Annotated in this window: 20 protein-coding genes; 11 read left to right on the top strand and 9 right to left on the bottom strand. The window is 66.2% G+C overall.

All coding sequences use genetic code 11. The annotated features are described in order from the left end of the window. Nucleotides 1-63: 63 nt before the first annotated feature. From ACPXB3_RS18095 to ACPXB3_RS18075, 5 genes are all read right to left on the bottom strand, one after another. The gene (locus ACPXB3_RS18095; RefSeq protein ID WP_425728888.1) at nt 64-504 is read right to left on the bottom strand and encodes a MarR family winged helix-turn-helix transcriptional regulator; all 441 of its coding nucleotides are present in this window, start codon (nt 502-504) and stop codon (nt 64-66) included. 88 nt (nt 505-592) lie between these two features. Next, the gene (locus ACPXB3_RS18090; RefSeq protein WP_425728886.1) at nt 593-1,582 is read right to left on the bottom strand and encodes an isopenicillin N synthase family dioxygenase; all 990 of its coding nucleotides are present in this window, start codon (nt 1,580-1,582) and stop codon (nt 593-595) included. Between the two features lie 79 nt (nt 1,583-1,661). Continuing rightward, nucleotides 1,662-2,324, bottom strand: coding sequence for a methionine ABC transporter permease (locus tag ACPXB3_RS18085; protein WP_425706823.1), 663 nt, complete (start codon nt 2,322-2,324; stop codon nt 1,662-1,664). Then, nucleotides 2,321-3,361, bottom strand: a complete 1,041-nt coding sequence (locus ACPXB3_RS18080; protein ID WP_425728884.1) for a methionine ABC transporter ATP-binding protein — start codon at nt 3,359-3,361, stop codon at nt 2,321-2,323. The genes ACPXB3_RS18085 and ACPXB3_RS18080 overlap by 4 nt, the downstream gene beginning before the upstream one ends. Next, on the bottom strand, nt 3,358-4,227 hold the full coding sequence (locus ACPXB3_RS18075) for a MetQ/NlpA family ABC transporter substrate-binding protein (protein ID WP_425706844.1): 870 nt from the start codon (nt 4,225-4,227) through the stop codon (nt 3,358-3,360). The genes ACPXB3_RS18080 and ACPXB3_RS18075 overlap by 4 nt, the downstream gene beginning before the upstream one ends. A gap of 304 nt (nt 4,228-4,531) precedes the next feature. Here ACPXB3_RS18075 and ACPXB3_RS18070 point away from each other — a divergent pair, with 304 nt between their 5' ends. From ACPXB3_RS18070 to ACPXB3_RS18050, 5 genes are all read left to right on the top strand, one after another. Further along, on the top strand, nt 4,532-6,154 hold the full coding sequence (locus ACPXB3_RS18070) for a long-chain fatty acid--CoA ligase (RefSeq protein WP_425728882.1): 1,623 nt from the start codon (nt 4,532-4,534) through the stop codon (nt 6,152-6,154). A gap of 121 nt (nt 6,155-6,275) precedes the next feature. Beyond that, entirely contained in the window at nt 6,276-6,461 is a 186-nt protein-coding gene (locus ACPXB3_RS18065; RefSeq protein WP_425706820.1) for a hypothetical protein, read from the top strand. A 287-nt stretch (nt 6,462-6,748) separates the two neighbouring features. Next, nucleotides 6,749-7,753, top strand: coding sequence for a hypothetical protein (locus ACPXB3_RS18060; protein WP_425728880.1), 1,005 nt, complete (start codon nt 6,749-6,751; stop codon nt 7,751-7,753). 187 nt (nt 7,754-7,940) lie between these two features. Then, a complete protein-coding gene (locus ACPXB3_RS18055; protein WP_425728878.1) occupies nt 7,941-9,107 on the top strand; it encodes a thiolase family protein in 1,167 nt (388 codons plus the stop codon). Between the two features lie 151 nt (nt 9,108-9,258). Beyond that, nucleotides 9,259-10,530 (top strand): DUF222 domain-containing protein, encoded by a 1,272-nt coding sequence (locus ACPXB3_RS18050; RefSeq protein WP_425728876.1) that lies wholly within the window; start codon nt 9,259-9,261, stop codon nt 10,528-10,530. 88 nt (nt 10,531-10,618) lie between these two features. On the opposite strand, the gene ACPXB3_RS18045 is transcribed toward ACPXB3_RS18050, so the two are convergent. The 3 genes from ACPXB3_RS18045 to ACPXB3_RS18035 all read right to left on the bottom strand — a co-directional run bounded on the left by ACPXB3_RS18045 (nt 10,619) and on the right by ACPXB3_RS18035 (nt 14,576). Continuing rightward, nucleotides 10,619-11,098 carry a hypothetical protein gene (locus tag ACPXB3_RS18045; protein ID WP_425728874.1) on the bottom strand — a complete coding sequence of 160 codons (480 nt, stop codon included), beginning with the start codon at nt 11,096-11,098 and terminating at the stop codon, nt 10,619-10,621. Then, a complete protein-coding gene (locus ACPXB3_RS18040) occupies nt 11,095-13,458 on the bottom strand; it encodes a molybdopterin oxidoreductase family protein (RefSeq protein WP_425706815.1) in 2,364 nt (787 codons plus the stop codon). The genes ACPXB3_RS18045 and ACPXB3_RS18040 overlap by 4 nt, the downstream gene beginning before the upstream one ends. Nucleotides 13,459-13,559: 101 nt before the next feature. Further along, complete coding sequence (locus tag ACPXB3_RS18035) at nt 13,560-14,576, bottom strand: SMP-30/gluconolactonase/LRE family protein (protein ID WP_425706814.1); 1,017 nt, start codon at nt 14,574-14,576, stop codon at nt 13,560-13,562. Nucleotides 14,577-14,656: 80 nt separating this feature from the next. Here ACPXB3_RS18035 and ACPXB3_RS18030 point away from each other — a divergent pair, with 80 nt between their 5' ends. From ACPXB3_RS18030 to ACPXB3_RS18010, 5 genes are all read left to right on the top strand, one after another. Beyond that, nucleotides 14,657-16,168: an MFS transporter gene (locus ACPXB3_RS18030; protein WP_425706813.1), complete on the top strand. Its 1,512-nt coding sequence runs from the start codon at nt 14,657-14,659 to the stop codon at nt 16,166-16,168. 231 nt (nt 16,169-16,399) lie between these two features. Then, on the top strand, nt 16,400-17,635 hold the full coding sequence (locus tag ACPXB3_RS18025; RefSeq protein ID WP_425706812.1) for a quaternary amine ABC transporter ATP-binding protein: 1,236 nt from the start codon (nt 16,400-16,402) through the stop codon (nt 17,633-17,635). Further along, a complete protein-coding gene (locus ACPXB3_RS18020; protein ID WP_425706811.1) occupies nt 17,632-18,492 on the top strand; it encodes an ABC transporter permease in 861 nt (286 codons plus the stop codon). Before ACPXB3_RS18025 ends, ACPXB3_RS18020 begins: the two co-directional genes overlap by 4 nt. A 36-nt stretch (nt 18,493-18,528) precedes the next feature. After that, complete coding sequence (locus tag ACPXB3_RS18015; protein WP_425706810.1) at nt 18,529-19,533, top strand: glycine betaine ABC transporter substrate-binding protein; 1,005 nt, start codon at nt 18,529-18,531, stop codon at nt 19,531-19,533. Between the two features lie 170 nt (nt 19,534-19,703). Further along, nucleotides 19,704-20,180 carry a TY-Chap domain-containing protein gene (locus ACPXB3_RS18010; RefSeq protein WP_425728872.1) on the top strand — a complete coding sequence of 159 codons (477 nt, stop codon included), beginning with the start codon at nt 19,704-19,706 and terminating at the stop codon, nt 20,178-20,180. A 124-nt stretch (nt 20,181-20,304) separates the two neighbouring features. Here ACPXB3_RS18010 and ACPXB3_RS18005 read toward each other — a convergent pair whose 3' ends face one another. Then, nucleotides 20,305-20,727, bottom strand: coding sequence for a winged helix-turn-helix transcriptional regulator (locus ACPXB3_RS18005; RefSeq protein WP_425706808.1), 423 nt, complete (start codon nt 20,725-20,727; stop codon nt 20,305-20,307). Between the two features lie 273 nt (nt 20,728-21,000). Between ACPXB3_RS18005 and ACPXB3_RS18000 the strand changes: the two genes are divergently transcribed. Next, nucleotides 21,001-21,462 carry a DUF664 domain-containing protein gene (locus ACPXB3_RS18000; RefSeq protein ID WP_425728870.1) on the top strand — a complete coding sequence of 154 codons (462 nt, stop codon included), beginning with the start codon at nt 21,001-21,003 and terminating at the stop codon, nt 21,460-21,462. The last annotated feature ends 72 nt before the right edge of the window (nt 21,463-21,534 follow it).

The raw sequence follows: 21,534 nt of genomic DNA, 5'->3' as shown, positions 1-21,534 counted from the left end.
TGCGCGGGGGCACCGCTCGGATGTCATGGTGACCGAACGTGAAGCAGGTCAACAGAATTGGGGCTAGAACAGTTGCGCCAGGCGCTCCAGCAAGGGAGCGGCGGCGGCGAGGGTGGCGACCTCGTCGTCGGTGAAGGAATTCGCGAGGGCGGTCGCCATCTTCTCGGTCACCGAGTCGCGGCCCGAATGGACGACGTCGCGGCCGGCGTCGGTGACGGTCAACAGACTCCGACGCTTGTCGGCGGGGTCGGGATCACGCGAGACCAGGCGGAGCCGTTCGAGTGCGGCGACCGTCGCGCCCATCGACTGCGGGGTGATCCGCGTCGAGCGCGCCAGTTCGGCGATCGCCGTCGGCCCGGTGCGGTCGATCTGCGACAGCGCCGACAGCTCCGGTGCGCTCAGTTCGTTGTCGGCGAAGGTCTCTCGGGTCCGCCGCTTGATCATGCTCACGGCCACCCGCACGGCGGTCGCGGTCGATCGGTTCAGGCTTTCCCGTTCACTCACAATATGAAGGCTAGGCTTCCAATCGGCTGATTGCAAGCCTGGGCTTCTAATCTGCCGGTGCAGCTACTCCGGACACTGTGTCATCTGCTCAGTACGCCGCACCCGGCCCACTCGGCGCGATGCCGTGATGCCGCGCGGCGACGTCGGGGTGGGCGCGCAGCCGCGCCTTCCACGCATTCTCGCCGTAGGTGGTGAAGATCGGGTTGTTCGGGTCGGCTTCCACGCCGGGCCCGGAGTGGGCGACGTCGAGGACGGGGATCTGCGCGTCGAGCCTCGGATTCAGGAAGAACGGCACCGAGATTCGGTCGGTGCCCGCCGGTGGGCTGAGCACCCGGTGCAGGGTGGCGCGCAGGACGCCGCCGGTCGCCACCTCGAGCAGCTCGCCGATGTTGACGATGAAGGCGTACGGGATCGGGGTGGCGTCGATCCACTCGTCGGCACCGGCCTGCACCTGCAGGCCGGCCGAACCCGGCTCGGCCAGCAGCAGCGTGAGCACGCCCGAATCCTTGTGCGCACCAACACCTTGGGTCTGCGCGTCATCACCGGGATAGCGCACCAGTTTGGTCAGCGTCTCCGGCTGCTCGAAGGCGGCCTCGAAGACATCGGGGCGGGCGCCGAGCGCGATCGCCCAGTGCTGCAACAGCCGCATCCCGACGCCGGTCAGCGTGTCGCTCCAGTCGGTGAAGATCTCCCGGAAGCCTGCCGGCGACGACGGCCACAGGTTGGGGCCCTGCAGGTTCCAGAACCCTTCGGCGCCGGCGATCGGATCGCGGTCGGGGCCGAGGTCGATCTGTTCACGCCAGTCGGTGCGGCCGTTGGTCAGTTCCCCACCGACCCGGGTGTAGCCGCGGAACTGCGGGCTGCGCAGTTGGCTCACCTCGTCCTTGACCGCATCGGGCTGGGCGAAGAACTCCCGTGCGGTGGCCAGCGCGCGGTCGAAGAGCGCGTCGTCGACGCCGTGGCCGGTCAGGTAGAAGAAACCGACGTCGCGGCCGGCGGCGAGGAGTTCGGCGTGCAGCCGGTCGGGATCGGTCTCGGCCAGCGACAGATCGATCACGGGGAGCGAAGCATCAACCATCACCCCATTTTGGACCTGCACGATCGGCCGCCGGCGCGCGGGTCACCGGCTCACCGGGCCGCCGCGGATCGGTGCCGGATCAGCGTCGCAACGCCTTGGCGGACAACCAGTTCCCGAAGAACTGCGCGGCCTGCACGATGACGATGATCGCCGCCACCGCGATCCAGGTGACCCACCAGTTGAACCGCTGATAGCCGTACTGGATCGCGAAGTTGCCGAGCCCACCACCGCCGACCGAGCCGGCCACCGCCGTCATGTCGACGATGGTGATGAAGATGAACGTGTACCCGAGGATGAGCGGCCCCAGCGCCTCGGGCAGCAGCACGCGGAAGATGATGCGCAGCGGCCCGGCACCGAGCGCGGTCGCCGCCTCCACCACGCCGGGATCGATCGACACCAGGTTCTGTTCGACGATCCGCGAGATCCCGAAGGTGGCGGCGATGGCCAGCGCGAAGATCGCCGCGCCGGTCCCGATCGTCGTACCCACCACCTTCACCGTCAACGGGCCGACGGCGACGATGAAGATGATGAACGGGATCGGGCGGACGAAGTTCACCACGACGTTGAGGATCTGATAGACCCAGACGTTTTCCAGGATGCCGCCGCGGCGCGTCGTGTACAGCGCCACCCCGAGCAGCAGGCCGAGGATTCCGCCGATCACCAGCGTGGCGACGACCATCTGCAGCGTCTGCCACACCGACTCCCAGAAGATGGGTCCGAGTGTGTCCCAGTTGATGTTCACCGCAGTACCTCCGCATCGGGTGTCGACGCCTGCAATCGGCTGATCGCGGTGGCGATGGCCTCGTCGGAGCCCTTGAGCAGCAACGTGATGTTGCCGACCGATCTGCCCTGCAACGCCGAGATGCCGCCGTAGACGAACTCGAATCCGAGGTCGGTGGTACGGGCCACCTCGGCGAGGATGTCGCCGACCTCGGTGTGCTCACCGATCGGCACCGAGATGAATTGGCCGTTGTACCGCTCACGAAGCGTCGCAGCGTCTTCGGCGCTGGGCCGCCCGTGCAGCGAGTCCTCGACGATCCGGCGGGTCAGGTCGTCGCGCGGGTGCGCGAAGACGTCGTACACCTCGCCCTCCTCGACGAGGGTGCCCCGATCGAGCACGGCCACGCGGTGGGCGATCTTGCGCACCACATCCATCTCGTGGGTGATGACGACGACGGTGATGCCCAGTTCGTCATTGACGCGCTGCAGGAGCCGGAGCACCTCGTTGGTGGTCTGCGGGTCGAGCGCGGAGGTGGCCTCGTCGGCGAGGAGGACCAGCGGGTCGGCGGCCAGCGCACGGGCGATCCCGACCCGCTGCTTCTGCCCGCCGGAGAGCTGACTCGGATACGACCATGCCTTCTCGGCCAGCCCCACGAAGTGCAGGAGCTCGGCAATACGGTTGCGGCGCTTGTCCTTCGGATATCCGGCGATCTCGAGTGCGAAGTCGATGTTGGAGTAGACGGTGCGCGAGTTCATCAGGTTGAACTGCTGGAAGACCATCGACACCCGGGTGCGGAGCTTGCGGATGCGTTTGCCCTTGAGTGTCGCGAGGTCGACGCCCTCGACGAAGACCTGCCCGGACGTGGGCCGCTCGAGGGCGTTGATCAGCCGGACCGCGGTGCTCTTGCCTGCACCGGATCCGCCGATAATGGCATAGATCTCGCCGGCGTCGATGTGCAGGCTGATGCCGGCGAGCGCGTCGAGGGTGTCCTTGGAACCCTCGACCGGGTAGGTCTTGGTGACGTTCCGTAGCTCGATGATCGGTTCGCGGTGGGTCATCGCAATTGCCCTTCCAGCCGGTCCAGGATCTGCTCGAGGTCGGCGCGCGGCCGACTGACGATGACGGCGGTGTTCTTCGACTGCTTCACCAGCGCGGCGGTGACCTCCGGGTCATGGAAGGCCTCGACCACCTTGCCGAATGCCGCATTGTCCGCGTCGTCCGGGCGCGCCACGATGATGTTGATGTACGGCTCGGCCGCAGCGCTCTTCGGGTCGTCCTGGTAGATCGCCGACGCCGGGTCGAGGCCGGCGTCCTGCGCGAAGTTGTTGTTGATCACCGCCGCGTCGACCGACGGCAGCGAGGCCACCGTCTGCTGCGCGGCCACCGGCACCACGTTGACGCGCGACCCGGACAGCACGTCGGCGGGCGTCGACTTGATGTTGCCGCCGCCGCGCAGATCCACCAGCCCGGCCGCCTTCAAGACCAGCAGGGCGCGGGCCTGATTGGTGGCATCGTTGGGGATGGCGACGGTGCCGCCGTCGGGGATGTCCTGGATGGAATGATGCCGTTTGGAGTAGACGGCCAGCGGCACGATGTAGGTGGAGCCGACCGGCACGAGGTGGTTGCCGGTGGACACGTTGTAGTCGGCCAGGAACTGCAGATGCTGAAAGAGGTTGAGGTCCACCTGTTTCTGGGCGAGTGCGGGGTTGACCTGGTTGCCGTCGGAGAAGTTGACGGTCTTGATGGTGACGCCGCGGTCCTTGGCCTTGCGCACGAAGATCGGCCAGTAGTCCTGCGACGCCTCGGTGGTGCCGATCGTCACCGAGTCGCCGTCGTCGCTGCGCAGCAGACCCGAGTTCCCGAAGAGGGTGAAGCCCAGGCCGACGACGACAACGAGCACCACCACGATCCCGGCGACCAACAGGCTCTTGTCGCGTTTGGGCTTCGGCGGAAGCCAATGAAGATCTGCGTGATCGTCCACCGTGCCCGACCCATCTTCTGCAGTCACCAACTGATCATCCGCGATCGCACCGGTACCGGGAAACCCACCCTGCTTCCGGGCGTGGTTCGCCCAGGTCGACGGTTTTTCGCACGCTGAGTGAAACCTGCCTGCCGGCCGCGCGTCCGTGATCGGCAAATCCGCTCCGCGCCGCCCCCGACGGTGCCATCCTCGGAACCGTAGGCGCCCCCACCGTCGGCAGTACGCGGGGCCACCATGAGGAGGACCGATGCTCAGCACCATGCAGGATGTTCCGCTGTCGATCGCGCAGATCTTGCGCCACGGCAGCACCGTCTACGGCGACGCCGAGGTGGTGACGTGGACCGGTGACGGCTCCCGCCGCCGTACCTATGCCGAGGTGGGGCGGCGCTGCGCGGCGCTGGCCCATGCGTTGCGCGGGCTCGGCGTCACCGGCGATCAGCGGGTGGGCACGTTCATGTGGAACACCGCCGAACATCTCGAGGCGTATCTGGCGGTGCCGGCGATGGGCGCGGTGCTGCACACCCTCAACATCCGGCTGTTCCCCGAGCAACTGGTGTTCGTCGCCAATCATGGCGCAGACCACGTCATCATCGTCGACCCGACGGTGCTCCCCCTGCTCAATCCGCAGTTGCAGCAACTGAGTACCGTCCGGCACGTGATCGTCACCGGCGACTCCACCGACGGCGTCGACGCCCCGGACGGCGTGCAGGTGCACTCCTACGAGCAGCTCATCGCCGAGCAGCCCACCGAGTACGACTGGCCCGACGTCGACGAACGGTCGGCGGCCGCCATGTGTTACACCTCCGGCACCACCGGCGACCCGAAAGGTGTTGTCTATTCGCACCGTTCGATCTACCTGCACTCCATGCAGGTGTGCATGACCGACGGCCCGGCGATGAAGCAGGGTGACCGGGCGCTGGCCGTGGTCCCGCAGTTCCACGCCATGGCGTGGGGAATGCCGTACGCGGCGTTCATGATCGGGGCGTCGCTCATCATGCCCGACCGCTTCTTGCAGCCCGAACCGCTCGCCGCACTGATCGCCGCCGAACGCCCGACGATGGCGGCGGCCGTCCCCACGATCTGGCTGGGCCTGCACCAATATCTCGAACAGCATCCACAAGACATCTCGAGTATGCGCGAGGTGCTCATCGGCGGTTCCGCAGTGCCGCCGTCACTCATGCACATCTTCGAAGAGCAGCACGGCATCGACGTGCTGCACGCGTGGGGAATGACCGAGACCTCGCCGCTCGGATCGGTGGCCCGCCCGCCCGCCGGCACCGAAGGCGAGCAGCGCTGGCGCTACCGCTACACCCAGGGCCGGTTCCCGGCGTCGGTGCAGGCCCGGCTCGTCGACGACGACGGCGAGGTGGTGGCCAACGACGGCACCAGCATCGGCGAGCTGGAAGTGCGCGGACCGTGGATCACCGGCTCCTACTACGGAATCGACGCACCCGAGAAGTTCGATGACGGCTGGCTGCGCACCGGCGACGTCGGCTCCATCACCCCCGACGGCTACCTGACGCTCACCGACCGCACCAAGGACATCATCAAATCCGGCGGCGAGTGGATCTCATCGGTGGACCTGGAGAACGCCGTGATGGGGCACCCCGACGTCATCGAGGCCGCGGTCATCGGCGTGCCGGATGCGAAATGGGACGAACGGCCACTCGTCGCGGTGGTGCTGCGGGAGGGGTCCGACGCCACTCCGGAATCGTTGCGAGAGTTCTTGTCCGACAAGGTCGCCAAGTGGCAGCTACCCGAGAACTGGACGGTCATCAACGAGGTACCCAAGACCAGTGTCGGCAAGTTCGACAAGAAGCGCCTGCGTTCGCAATTCCACGACGGTGGGCTCGCGGTGACGCGGTTGTGAGCTGTGGTCGCCGTAAGATGACATTCGGAAGGGACTAAAACCGGGACGGCGGCGGCAGGGTCGAGTCGTGGCCTCATCGGCAGGGCCGGCGGTCGACCCGGCCTCGACACGGGTAGGGACAATGGCGGACTACGCGGCGATCATTGAGCGCGCCGCACCCGGCTGGTCGATTTTCATTCCGGAACTGAACCGGCACACATGGGCTGCAGACGTCCGCGAGGTCGAGGAGATGGCCCGAGATCTCGTACAGGTGATGACCGATGAGCCGGTGGACGACATTTCGGTGGCGATCAAACTCCCCCGATGATCTTGCCCGGCAATATCGACGGCGGGCATGTTCGTGGCGTCGAGACGAGCCCCGGCAGGGCGTCCTCTTCGTCTGACGCGTAGCGGGGCATCGGGCTGCTCCGAAAGCACGCGCCAGGTTCGGCTGCGCACCCACCGCGGACCGTCCCCCGGTTCCACCCCACGAGAAGCTCGTCAAGAACCGGCGTTCAGTGAACCATCTACCTGCACAAATGCTCGTGCCGCACCCCCGAAGACCCCCTGGATAGCGTTCTCCCGTCAGTTGAAAACCCAACCAAGGAGAGCAAGATGAACGGGTCGGAATACTACGAACTCCCGCGGGTTGTGCCCACGCCGCTGGGACGGAACATCGAACGGATTCGGGTCTCATGCGTCGGCGTGGCAGCCGTCTACCTCGTGGTGGTCTGGGTGACCGAGATCTGGAAGGCATGGTCCGCGCACGGCGTGTTTGCAGCGATCGCCTACTCCCTCGCGATCAGTGTGGTCCTCGCGATCGTCGCAGTTGTCATCGGCGTGGTCGGTTTCCTCGGGAAGTTCTCTGTTGCCGTTTGCATCCTGCTGCTCGCACTCATCCTGTGGGTGGCCAACGCCGAGGTGACGGTCGAGTTGGCTGTACCGCTGGTTCTGGTGACGGCCGCTGCCGTCGCATCCTCGTGGCGGAAGGACGAGCAGAACTACCGGCCGATCGAACCCGACCTGCTGGCACGCCGGGTCATCGGGGAACCGGCAAGCGGACTCGGCGACGCCGTCGAGAAGTTCGGCGTCGGGAATGTCACCAAGGGAATCCAGGGCGAACAGCTCACCTCCGACGGCTTCGACCGCCGCAGCGACCTGTTGCCCGACGCCCAGATGATCAACACCCTGGAATTTCCGGGCTCGGAGGTCGCCGACGTCGACCACGCCATCGTGCTCGGGGACAGAGTCGCGCTCGTCGATTCCAAGTACTGGCGCGGAGGCAACTACCAGTGGGCCGACGGAACCCTCATCACCTCGGGCCGCGGGCACGAATTGCAGAGCCACGAGATTCATTTCGGAGTCGCCGCGGCACGGCTCGCGGAAATGCTCGGGGCCGAAGGCAAGCAGGTGCGGGCATGGGTGGTCATCCATTCTCACGACGGCCGGCCGGTGACCGTCGACATCCCGCTGACCAGTGGCTGCCCCACCCTGGTTGGCGGCGAACACTGGGTCGAGGACATCGCCTCGTGGCTGTCGGAGGATCGTGCCGCAATCGACGACACGTTCCGCGCAATGCAGTGCGACACGATGAAGGCTGTTCTCCAGTTCAAGAAGTAGCGTTCACGGCCGGAAGCGCGGTGTCGCTGCGGTTGCCACGCGGCAGGCGTGCCGGACATATGGCGCGCCTGCCGCGCTGGGCCCCGGCGCCGAAACTCTGCCTTTGCCAAACCACAGCCAGGGGCGTATGTTCTGACTAAGACGATCAACAGTCAGCCTGGTGGTCGGAGTTCCGAGAGGACAAGTCATGAACACAGCCGTCATCGTCGACGCCGTCCGTACACCGATCGCCAAGGGCAAGCTCGGCGGCGCCTACGCCGATCTGCACCCCGTCGACCTCCACGCCCACGTCCTGACAGACCTGGTGGCGCGCAACGATATCGATCCAGCCGTCGTCGACGACGTGATCAGCGGGGCCGTCGGGCAGGTCGGCGAGCAGTCCGGCAACACCGCGCGGTGGGCGCTGCTCGGGGCGGGATTCCCCGAATCCGTGCCGGGCGTCACCGTCGACCGGCAGTGCGGCTCGAGCCAGCAGGCCATCCACTTCGCCGCGCAGGGCGTGATAGCCGGCGCCTACGACGTCGTGATCGCCTCCGGCGTCGAATCCATGAGCCACGTCCCGATCGGGTCCCAGTCGGAGAGCAAGGACTTCCTCGGCACCAAGGTGGCGGCGCGATACCCCGACGGCCTTGTGCCGCAAGGCATCAGTGCCGAGCTGATCGCGAATCGCTGGGACCTCTCCCGCATTCAGCTCGACGAGTTCGCGGCGACGTCGCACCAGCGTGCGGCCCGCGCGTGGAAGGACGGGCTGTTCGACTCCCAGATCACCCCGGTCACCGATCTGCACGTCGACGAGACCGTCCGCGGTGACTCCAGCGTCGACACTCTCGCCGGGTTGCGCCTCGCGTTCCGCAACGAGTTCTGGGAACAGCGCTACCCCGAGCTCGACTGGCGCGTCACCGCCGGCAACAGTTCGCCGGTCAACGACGGGTCGGCCGCGGTACTCATCACCAGCGACGCCGCCGCGCAGCGCCTCGGTCTTGCACCGCGGGCCCGCATCCACTCCTTCGCCGTCGCCGGCGACGACCCGATCTACATGCTCACCGGGATCATTCCCGCCACCCAAAAGGTCCTCGCGAGAGCAGGTCTGGGCATCGACGACATCGATGCGTTCGAGGTGAACGAGGCGTTCGCGTCGGTGGTGCTGGCCTGGCTGCACGAGACCGGCGCCGACCCCGCCAAGGTCAACATCAACGGCGGTGCCATCGCCATCGGTCATCCGCTCGGCGCGTCCGGCGCCCGCCTGGCGACCACCCTGCTCAACAATCTCGAGCAGTCCGGCGGTCGCTACGGCCTGCAGGTGATGTGCGAAGCCGGCGGACTGGCCAACGCCACCATCATCGAACGGCTCTGATCCGACTCGCCGTCGACGGAGGCGTGTGGCTCCTGTTCACTGGTGGGACGAAAGCGGTTGCGGTCCTTGTGGATTGATTCCACAAGACCTGACAATCGAACGAATCTTCTGCTACACTGGACCCATCGCAAGATCATCCAGGGGGGATTCCATGATCGACGACACCACAGCTACGCCATCACTGTCTGCAGATGCATTCGCGTGTCTCATCAAACAACTCGACGACCGCACGTTTCGCGCGGACATCGGTTCGCGGGAGGCGTTCGCGGCGATGCAGCAACTGATCATCTTGCGCAACAAGGTCGATCACCTCGCCGCGACGTTGACCGGCGAGTTCGACCGTCTCAAGGTGACCGCGCCCCAAGGCCGGTCGGTGCGACAACTGTTGATCACCATGGGAATCGCGCCCGCCGTCGCCGGGCGGCTAGTCCGCATCGGCACCACGAAGGAGCTCGACGGACTACGCATCCACACCGTCGACGGTGCGATATCCCTCGACCACGCCGACGCCATTGTTCTCGGACTCACCCATATCGACTCCCGCGCCGGTGAACCCGTCACCCCCGAAGAGCGCCGCGACCACACCCGCTCATTGGTGTCGCAGGCGTTGTCCGGGATGAGTCCCGCCGAAATCGGCAAGCATGCACGCCAACTCGGCAACCTTGTTGCCGACGACACCGGCGGCGCACCCGCCGCCGAAGACAAGACGATCAACGAACTCGGCTACCACAAGACCAGCGACGGACGCCTCGACGTGCGCGCCAATCTCGACGCCGTCGCCGGGGAGAAGCTGCACAGTCTCGTCGAAACACTGTCCGCGCCAAAGCCGCAGCCCGACGGGTCACACGACCCGCGTCCGGTCGAACGTAGACGCGCCGATGCTCTCGAAACGGTCCTCGAACTCGCTGAACGAGGTCTTGCTGATGAGACCGTGTCGTGCAAGCCGACCGGCGGCGTCCTGCTGACCATTCCTGCTGGTGCCCCACAGCTGTCCGCGCTCGAGTTCATGGGATCGGTCACGCCCGCCACGGCGAGAACGTTGGGTTGTGATGCCGCGATCACCGTCGCCATCATCGACGGCGAGGAAGTGCCGTTGAACGTGGGACGGGAGAAGCGGTTGTTCACGCCGTCACAGCGAAAAGCGTTGCTGCTGCGCGACAAATGTTGCATCAAATGCGGTGCGCCCGCCTCGCGCACGCAGGCGCACCACCTCGTCAGTTGGGTTGATGGTGGCCCCACCGACCTCGACAACGGGTGCCTGCTGTGCACCGCGTGCCACCACGATGTACACGACCTTGGCTGGGATGTGGTGATGGGATTCGACCGGCACCCATGGTTGGTCCCACCAGCCTCCGTCGACCCCCGGCGACGACCACTTCCGGCCTACAACCGACGCACCTTGCACCTCAACGACGCCGCCTGACACCAACAGCCCTGAAACAGGCTTCGCCACAATAACTTCCTGACCCTGCACCCCGGCTTGCCGGGACCGCAACCGTTCCTTGAGAACTTCATATCAGTGCTTGCGGTGAGAGCACTTTCAGCATCGAGTTGGTCCACCGGAGCTGGCGCAGCGTCTCGGGATGGCACTGCGACGCCAACTCGAGCAGGTCGGCGTTCTTGGTTGCCTGGGCGCCTTGGGCGAGCAGTTCCCAGTCGATCGACACCCCGGCGGCTCGCTGGTGCAGGCGGCGAAGATCGACGAGGAGCAGCAGCGACGGCTCCGGTCGTCTCGCGACGAGGTCACTGAATCGTTCGGCGAATTCACCGGCACGTGCTGCGGTGCGCGGCCGGGCGGACAGGTCGATGTTCATGTCGGCTGCCGCCTCGGCGATCCGGCGGACATGCTCGCGCGACCATCCGGCGACATCTCCTGCAACGTAGTAGATCTCGTGATCGGCCTTGTGTCGACGAGACACCGCGTCGAGGTCACGGGCGAGGTGCAATTCGCTCCGGTGCAGCTCGCGGAGGACCACACCGAGCTTGTTCATGACGCATCTCCACCGGTGTTGACGGTTTCCCCAGGGCGTTCAGCCTCCGGTGGACACCGTCTCAGTGCCGCAGCCGCGGTCTTGAACAGCGGCTGCTTGGATGCCGGATCCCAGTCGGTGATGGTGAGTTCGTTCGCGGCACGGTCGGTGGGGTGATCGTCGGGCTCATCCCAGTAGCCGTAATGGAACGGCACGAACAGCACGCCCCGCCGCATGTCGGTGATGCGAGCAACGGCATGCACCACCCCGCGCGGGGTGGTGATCTCCACGCGGTCGCCGTCGGTGACGTGGTGGTCGGCGGCATCCTCGGACGACATCTCCACCCACACATCTGGTGCGGCACCGTCCAATTGCGGTGTGCGGCCGGTTTTGGTGCGGGTATGGAACTGGTAGATGATGCGTCCGGTGATGAGTGCGAACGGATAGTCGTCCGACGGGCATTCGTGCGGCGGCAGGTACTCGGCGGCCTTGATGATCGCCCTCGCATCAGGGTTGAGCGCCCGGTATTCGGTGGGCTCGACCGGGGCGCCGGTCACCAGATCCTTGCCATATGCCTCGCAGTAATCGGGCGCACTCCAGAACCGGCCGTCGGTGTAGAGACGTTCGGTGCCTTCGGGAGTATCTGCGGTACATGGCCATTGGATGCCGCCGCGCTCGCGCAGCGCGTCGTAGCTCATGCCTGTGTAGTCGCACGGCCGACCGGCACTGCACGCCTGCCACGCGCGGAACGCCGACTCGGCGTCGGTCCACGGCGGCAGCGGTTGACCGTCCTTGTCGCGGAAGTCCATTCGGCGCGCGTAGTCGAGAAAGATGTCGAGATCCGAGCGCGCCTGCCCTGGCGGGTCCACGGCCTTCTCCGAGAGGTGCACGGTGCGATCGGCGTTGGTGAAGGTGCCGGTCTTCTCGCCCCACGCGGCGGCCGGCAGGACAACATCGGCGAACTCGGCCGTCTCCGTGCGAAAGATGTCCTGCACCACCAGGAACAACCGGTGCTGGGCGAGAACCGAACGGATGCGGGTCAATTCGGGTAGCGACACCGCCGGGTTGGTTGCCGAGACCCACAGCATCTTGAGCGAGCCCTGCTCGGCGTAGCGGAACATCTGCATCGCGTGCGTCGGTGGACCGTAGTGCGGGATCTGCGACGGATCGACGTTCCACAGCTCGGCGAGCTCCTTGATGTGGGAGTCGTTGGCCCAGTTGCGGAATCCGGCGAGATCGCCGTCGGCGCCGCATTCCCGGGTGTTCTGCGCGGTGGGTTGGCCGTTCATCTGCAGCACGCCGCAACCCGGCCGGCCCAGCATGCCCCGGACGAGATGCAGGTTGTTCACCTGCACCGACGCTGCTGTCGCCTGATGTGACTGGTAAAAGCCCTGCAGCACAGTCGACATCAATCGCTGCGCGCCGCCCAGCAGCTGTGCGGCCGCGCGGAGTTCGCCGGCATCGACACCACAGATCTCGGCGGCCCGCTCCACCGGATAGTCGGCGAGCTGCTTCTCCAGTTCGGCGAAACCGACGGTGTGCGCGTCGATGTAGTCGCGGTCGATCCAGCCGTGCGCCACGATCTCGTGCAGCAGACCGTTCATCAACGCCACATTCGTCCCCGGCAGCGGCGCCAGATGGATCGCGGCGTGCCGCGCCACCGGAGTCGGCCGCGGATCGACGCACAGCAGCGACGGCGGATCGCTGCCGGCGAGGCGGTCGAGGATGCGCATCCACGACACCGACTGCGTCTCGGCGATGTTGTGGCCGAACAGGGCGATCACGTCGGCATGGTCGATGTCGGCGAGCGTGCCGGGCTGCCCGTCGGAGGCGAACGACTCCTTGAGCGCCTCGGCGGCAGTGGCGGTACACAGCCGGGTGTTGCCGTCGATGTGGTTGGTGCCGATCCCCGCGCGGGCGATCACGCCCAGCGTGTAGTACTCCTCGAGGAACAGTTGCCCGGACGTGTAGAAGCCGATGGAACCGGGCCCGTAGCTCTGCAGAAGCCGGCGGCTGTGATCGACCACGCGACCCATCGCGGTCTCCCAGTCGGTCTCGACCAGTCGCCCGCCGGACCGGATCAGCGGCCGCGTCAGCCGGTCGTCCGAGGCGGTGGCCTGCCATCCGTACCGATCCTTGACGTCGAGGCGCCCGTGGTTGATCCGGTCGCCGGTCGATCCGCGCACACCGACGATCTGCTCACCGCGCACTGCGAGGTCGAGGCCGTCACCGTTGGAGTGCAGCACCGACGCTGTCGGCACCCACCGCTCGACGTCGGACTCGCCGATCCCGTCGGCCAGCTGTACGTCGGCGCGAGTGGGCCAGGGGTCGCCGGGTCCGTATGGTGTCCGCTCACCCCACAGACCGTCGGGCAGTGTCATCGGTGCCACCTTCCGAGATATGTGAATACCGCGTGTGCGTACCCCGGATTGCCGCGAGGCAATCTTCGACCCCCCAACCTTCGAACCCCCGGCGGCGCCGATCAGGCGCGGTTGTCGGCCTCGGGCGCGGATCCGGAGAGATCGAGCCGCAGCAGCGCTCCCTGAGGCGGCCCGGCCACATAGAGGAACCCGTCGTGCTCGACGACTCCGGTGGCCATCGCGAAATCGCCTCGGACCGAACGGATATCGTGCACCGTTTCACAGTGTTCGGTGATGGCCCGCACCCAGATGGCCTCGCGCGGGCCGGGGATGAGCGCGTCGGGCAGACGCCAGATGGCCCGGCGCACCCAGCCCGGTAGTCGGCCGGCGCGGTCGAGGGCAGCACTGCGCGGGTTGGTGAAGGCCACCCAGGCCAGTCCGTCCCGGAAGATCGACAGGTTGTCGGGGAACCCGGGCAGGTTGGCGGTCAGCGTCGTCGTCGCACCGTCGGCGAGGCGCACGCGGCTGATGCGATAGCCCCCGGTTTCGACCATGATCAGCGCGTCCTGCGACGGCGCCAGTGTCAGCCCATTCGGAAAATCCAGCTCGGTGTGGATCACCGTGACCGTCCCGTCCGGGTCACGCCGCAGGAGCCGCCCGGACGGCCGGTGTTCGAGGAACGCGCCCATGTAGTGCTCGAAGCCGAACCGCGTGGACGATTCGGTGAACCAGATCGCGCCGTCCGGGGCGAGCGCCGCATTCGAACAGAACCGCAGCGGCACACCGTCGACGCGTTCGACGAGGGCGTCCACGCTCCCGGTGGCCGGGTCGACGCGCAGCAGCCCCCGATGCGAGTCGCACACGATCAATCCGTCGTCATATGCGAGCAACCCGAGTGGCCGGCCGCCGGTGTCGGCGACCACCTCCGTCCGCAGCGTCGTCGGATCGACGCGCACGATGGCCCCGCCCTCGAGCCCGCAATAGAGTTGACCATCGGCGCCGACGACCACGTCCTCGGGTGCCCGTCCCGGCAGCGGAATCAGCCGAGCCGGCGGAAACGGCCGCGTCGGCGCGGGCAACGCGCCCGCCGCCGGAACGACACGCCGACGCGGTTCCAGGCGGGGTTTCGGCAGCTCCATCCATCGACGATATCCGAGCACCGCCCCCGCGCTGAACACTTCGCAGGACGGCACGGACCTTCACTATCTAGGCTGAGGAAATGCCTGATCCTGCACCCGACGGCCGCAGGCCGTCTCTCGTGCGCTGGGCGCACGAGCACGTCGTCGACCGTCATCTGCGGGCGCTGGGGCTGTTGATAGGCCGCAAACCACCGCTCACGCAAGAGTCGATCACCGTCGTCGATCAGCCGATGCTCAAGCGGGCGATCACTGCCTCCGCGCTCGGAAACACGATGGAGTGGTTCGATTTCGGGGTATACGGCTACCTCGCCGCTACCCTCGGCAAGGTCTTCTACCCCGACGCCTCGTCCAGCGTGCAGTTACTCGCCACCTTCGGGACCTTCGCCGCGGCATTTCTGGTGCGGCCGCTCGGCGGGTTCTTCTTCGGCCCGCTCGGCGATCGCATCGGCCGGCAGAAGGTGCTGGCGACGACCATGATCATGATGGCAACGGGCACGTTCGCGGTCGGCCTGATCCCCTCCTACGGGGTGATCGGTATCTGGGCGCCGATCCTGTTGCTGGTGGCCCGCATGGTGCAGGGTTTCTCCACCGGCGGCGAATACGGCGGGGCGACCACGTTCATCGCCGAGTATTCGCCGGACCGCCGCCGCGGATTCCTCGGCAGCTGGCTCGACTTCGGAACGTTCATCGGCTACTCGCTCGGATCATTGGTCGTCACGATCCTCAACGCCGCACTCGGCGACGACGTCATGCTCTCGTGGGGCTGGCGGATCCCGTTCTTCATCGCCGGCCCGATGGGACTGATCGGGCTCTATCTGCGGTTGCGCCTGGAAGACACCCCCGCCTATCGCAAACAGCTCGACGAGCACGACGCGAAGGTCAAGCAGACCGAGAGTGCCGGACGTGAGATCGGCGCGATCTTCGTCCGATTCTGGCGGCCGCTGCTGGTGTGTGTCGGGGTGGTGATTCTCTACAACGTCACCAACTACATGGTCACCGCATATCTGCCGACCTATTTCACCGACGTCATCGGACGCAGTCAGCTCAGCTCGGACCTCTTGGTGCTGCTGGCGATGCTCGTGGTGGTGACACTGATCCTGGCACTGGGCCGGGTCAGCGACTACATCGGCCGGCGTCCCGTCTTCGCCATCGGCGCGGTCATCCAGATCATCGTTGCCGTCCCGTGCTTCATCCTGCTCGGGATGGACGCGATCTGGGCGCCGATCGTGGCGTGTGTGGTCTTGGGCGCGATCCTCGCGTGCTTCGCCGCGCCCACCGCCTCGACTCTGCCTGCCCTGTTCCCGACGTCGGTGCGTTACGGTGCGCTCTCCATCGGGTTCAACATCGCGGTGTCGTTGTTCGGCGGCACCACCCCATTGATCACCTCGGCCCTGGTCAGTCTCACCGGCAATCGACTGGTACCCGGCTTCTATCTGATCGCCAGCGGCGTGGTGGGTCTGGTCGCGATCTGGTTTCTCCGTGAATCCGCACGTCAGCCGCTGCGTGGTTCGCCGCCACAGGTCGATTCGGACGCCGAGGCCGCGCGCACCTACACCGCCGCCCGAAAGTCGGCCGCCGCGTCGAATTCCTGATGTCCGACACGCTGCCGGCCGGGCACGGATATCGTGCATTCGCCACATACCGGATAGTTCCACCGAGGCGCTCGCACTCCACTGCTCGACGGAGAAGTATGTGGTTCGATCGTGGGGTACCTCATACCTGTCACTCAGCTGCTGTTTAGGGTGACTAAGGGTGTCCGGTTGCCAACACCGAATTCTGTTGGGCAATGCACAACGTCTGAACACCCGCCGGAAGGGGAAGGTTTGACCATCTCGCCCGAGAGTGACGCCACGAGCGCGGCGCCCGACGCCGGACCCGCGCTGCGCGCCGACCACGTCTACAAGGTGTTCGGCCGGCGACCCGGCGAGGCAATCAAACGCCTGCGTGACGGCGCCGACGCCGACGACGTCAAAGAGTTCGGTACCGCAGCCGTCATCGACGCCACCTTCGACGTGGCGCCCGGGGAGATCTTCGTGGTGATGGGCCTGTCCGGGTCGGGCAAGTCGACCTTGATCCGCACACTCAACGGCCTGTGGAAGCCGACGGCCGGCTCGGTCTTCGTCGGCGACATCGACCTCACCACCGTCGGCGACAAGCAACTCCGTCAGATCCGCCGCGACTCGATCTCGATGGTGTTCCAGCATTTCGCGCTGCTGCCGCACCGGTCGGTTCGCGACAATGCGGCGTATGCGTTGCGCGAAAAGGGCGTATCCAAATCCGAACGTCTCGAACGCGCCGATCACTGGCTCGAGGTCGTCGGCCTGAAGGGCTGGGGCGACCGCTATCCCTCCCAGCTCTCCGGCGGCATGCAACAGCGTGTCGGGCTCGCTCGCGCGCTGGCCGCCGAAAGCCCGATCCTGTTGATGGACGAGGCATTCTCGGCTCTCGATCCACTGATTCGCCGCGAAATGCAAGACCAGCTCATCGAATTGCAGTCCAGCCTCGGCAAGACGATCGTGTTCATCACCCACGACCTCAACGAAGCCATGTACGTCGGTGATCGGATTGCGGTCATGCGGTCGGGCCGGATCGTCCAAATCGGTACCGCGGAGCAGATTCTCACCGACCCGGCCACCGATTACGTCGCCAAGTTCACCGCCGAGGTCGACCGCACCCGCGTGTTGACCGCCGGCTCGGTGATGGAGCCCGCCGCCGCAGTCGTGCCCGTCACCGCCGGTCCACGCGGCGCGATCAACGAGATGCGGCAGAAGCAGGTCGGCGGGGTGCTGGTGACCGAACGCGGCCGACTCCTCGGCTACGTCGTCGACGAGGAGGCCGTCGCCGCGGTCAACGCCGACGTCGGGGACCTGCGAACGCTGGTGCGCACCGAAACCCTCGTCCAGGTGAACGAATCCACACCGGTCGCCGAACTGTTCGCGCCATCCGCCGAATCGCCGGTCCCGTTGGTGGTCACCGATGACGACGGCCGGTTACGCGGCGTCATCCCGCGGGTCGGTCTGCTGGCCGCGCTCGTCCCGCGCGGGGAGGAAAACGCATGAGTTTCATGAACCCGCGCATTCACGTCGGCGATGCGATCGAGGACGCCTTCAACTGGCTGACCCAGCACGCCGGCTGGCTGTTCGACGCCATCAAGACGGTGATCACCGGACTCTACGACGCCTTCAACACCGTGCTGTCGTCTCCGCCGTACTACGTGATGATCGCGATCTTCGCGGTGCTGGCGCTGCTGGCCGCCGGCCTGCGGCGAGGCTGGAAGTTGGCCGTGTTCACGGTGATCGGCTTCTATTTCATCCGCGCGTTCGACCAATGGGTCAACGCGATGAACACCATTGCGCTGGTACTGGTCTCGGTGATCATCGCCCTGATCATCGCCCTGCCCATCGGCATTCTCGCCGCGCGTAGCCGGGTGGTGTCCTCGATTGTGCGGCCCATCCTCGACCTGATGCAGGCCCTGCCCGGCCTGGTCTACCTGGTGCCGGTGATCATCGTGTTCGGTATCGGCCCGACCCCGGGCGTCGTCTCCACGTTGGTGTTCGCGATGCCGCCGGGAATCCGGTTGACCGAGTTGGCCATCCGAGGGGTGGATCCCGAAGTCGTCGAGGCCGGACAGGCATTCGGCTCCAGCCCGCGGCGCATCCTCACCCAGATCCAGATCCCGCTGGCGATGAAGACGATCATGGCCGGCGTCAACCAGGTCATCATGCTCGCGCTGTCGATGGTGGTCATCGCCGGATTCGCCGGAGCCGGCGGATTGGGCGGCCAGGTCAACGAGGCACTGCAGACCCTCAATCTCTCACTCGGGGCCGAAGCCGGTCTCGCCGTGGTCATCATCGCCGTCTACCTCGATCGACTCAGCGCGGCGATCGGCGACCGCGGACGCGTCGGGAAGCTCTGAAAGACCCAATGAAGTAGTGAAAGAGGGTAAGTACAGATGAGAAATATCAGAAGTAGGCTCGGGGCGGTCGCGGCCGCCGTCACGGTCGGTGCGCTCGCACTCAGCGGTTGCGGAGCATCGAACTCCAACTCCGACAGCGGCTCCGGCGGCGGTGCGAGCTCCACCAACGACATCGCCTCGAAGTACGCCAATTGCTCTCTGACCGACGGTAGGGCACCCGCGGGCGGTCTCGGCGCCGGTGACGACAAGAACATCACCATCGGCGCGTTCAGCGGTTGGGACGAGTCGGCGGCCACCGCGTATCTGATGAAGGACGTGCTGCAGAAGAACGGCTACACCGTCGACATCAAGACACTCGACGCCGCAGCCGGATTCACCGCCGCATCAAAGGGCGACGTGGACGTGCTCACCGACGTCTGGCTGCCCAAGACGCACAAGACCTACATCGATCGCTACGGCAACCAGCTCGAGCCACTCAGCTGCTGGTATGACAGCGCGAAACTGACCATCGCCGTGAATAACTCGTCGCCGGCCCAGTCGATCGGCGACCTCAAGACGATGGCCTCTCAGTTCAACAACACGCTCGTGGGCATCGAACCGGGCGCCGGTGAGACCGGGATCGTCAAGAACGATGTGATCCCGCAGTACGGGCTGCAGGGCCTCAATTTCACCACGTCCTCGACGGCGGCGATGCTCGCCTCGATCCGCAAGGCCGAGGCCGACGGCTCCAACGTGGCCGTCACCCTGTGGAAGCCGCATTGGGCCTACTCGGCGTTCAAGATTCGTGACCTCGCCGACCCGAAGGGAGCCCTCGGCGGTAAGGAAGGCATCTGGAGTTGGGCGACCAAGGGCTTCTCCGAGAAGGCTCCCAAGGCGGCTCAGCTGTTCAAGAACCTGGTTCTCCCCGACGCCGATCTCTCGGAGCTCGAGAACCTGATGACCCAGAAGTACGCGGGCAACAACCCCGACGGCGCGGTGACCGAGTGGCTCAACAACCACCCCGAGTTCGCCAACCAGATCGCGGCCGGCCAGCTCAAGTAACCATCGGTTCCCGACACCGACGATCGTGCCCCCGGCCCCACGGCCGGGGGCACGTTTGCGCTGACTTTCCATCCGTCCGGTGTCGCCCGAGTCGGACCGGGAGTGTCGTATCCGTGGCATACCGTAGGCCTCAAGGGGGACCACTCCCTGGCCGACCGGAGGGAGAAATGATGCGCACCAACGACTTCGATACATCCGTCGATGATGGCTGGCAGAACTTCGAGGCAGTGCTCGCCGCGCACCTGCGCGACTTCGCCGACGGTGCGACCGCCTGGATCGCACAGGACCCGACCATCCACGAGGGCCTGCACGGCCGGGTCGACTTCGCGTTCACCGGCGCGCACCGAGTGCGGGCAACGCTACACCCGGCGACGCTGGATCCGACCGTCGAGCACTACCTGCTCCAGGTCGAGCAACTACGCGCGCTCGGATGGCGGCGCCTGGCCGGGGGCACCTACATCGCCGAACGCGGCCGGGCCCGAGCCGACGAGATCGCGAGCATCGCGGCCGGCACGTTCCGGCACGTGTGGGACGCAGTGCACCCGACGTTTCTGGTGACGTCGTTTCTGCCGAGCCTGACGCACGTCAAAGTGCCTTTTGTAGATGCTTGTCATCTCACTCACGATGGCGTTACGCACTACCAGTGAGGTGAACTATGAGCAGCTATCGGAACGCGAAGGATCGCCGGTCGTCGTCGAGGTATGGTCCGACCTGCGCCGCCCATGCTCCGCCCATCGCCAGTTGCTGGAACAAGTAGCGGGACCGCGCGGATCAGCCGGCGGACGCGCCGACCGGAGCCCTGCCGCGGCCCACTCCGGTGAGTTCGCTGGCCGCCCGGTTACTGGCGATCTCGCTGTGATGGGCGACGGCCCAGCCGGCCATCGCCATGACCGCGTTCATCAGGGACCGGCCGAGATCCGTCAGCTCGTACTCCACCCGCGGGGGGATCTCGGGGTATGCGGTCCGGGTGATCAGCCCATCACGTTCGAGGAGCTTGAGCGTCTGGGTCAGCATCCGCTGTGAGATCCCCGGGATGCTCGCCTGCAGTTCGGAGTAACGCAGCGGCCCGCCGTCGAGCGTGCTGACGATCAGCATCGTCCACTTGTCGCCGATCCGGTCGAGCACCTCGCGGATGAACGCACTCTCCTCCGGCCATGCCTGGCACGGCCCGCTGACCCTCGTCGGTCTCGCCATCTCGTCGCCTTCCCTTCATCCACCACAATACTAACCCCGCATCGGGTTACCGCACGAATAGTCGGTAATGATTCGCGCTGAACTCGCGGTGCCGGCTCGGCCCGCGACCACCGAAAGGAAGCTGGGTTCGCGCGGCCCGCAGCTGGTTCGTGCGGCCCGCAGCTGGTTCCCGCGGACCGTGCTCGCGCGGCTGGTCGACCAGCCGCGCGAGCACGTTAGAACCGCGCGAACCCGTGACCATTCCGCGTGGCGCGGTATGGAAGGGTCGTCGCCATGGATCCGTGGACCGCCGCCACTTTGGCGACCGCCGAGAAATGTTGGACCGCGATGGTCGGCGTGATCGAGGATCTCGCCGATCCCGACGTCCACCGGCGGCTTCCGGTCGCCGGCTCGAACTCCCCGTATGCCGTGGCGCACCATTGCGTGGAAATGACGCGATGGTGGCTCGGCACACTCGGCTGTGGCCTCGACTTGCCCAGAGATCGGGCCTCCGAATTCAGCGCGACCGGAACCGTCGACGACCTTCTCGTCCGCATCGAGGCGACCCGTGCCGACATGGAGAGGTGGTCCGTGCAGATGGTGCGTGACGGCATTGCCTGCCGGGATGCCCAGGGCACCACCGCCGACGTGGATCTCGCCACCGTGACGCCGCAATGGGTGCTGCTGCACGTCGTCCATGAACTCGCGCAGCATCTCGGGCAGATGCAGATCCCCCGGGACATACTGCTGACGTAGCGCAGAAATGCCCCGCAACCTGCTGGTTGCGGGGCATTTCTGTGAAGTGTTGTTCGGCGGTGTCCTACTCTC

The sequence above is a fragment of the Gordonia sp. DT219 genome, assembly GCF_049847065.1.
GTDB lineage: Bacteria > Actinomycetota > Actinomycetes > Mycobacteriales > Mycobacteriaceae > Gordonia.
This window is presented reverse-complemented; position numbering and strand designations above follow the sequence as displayed.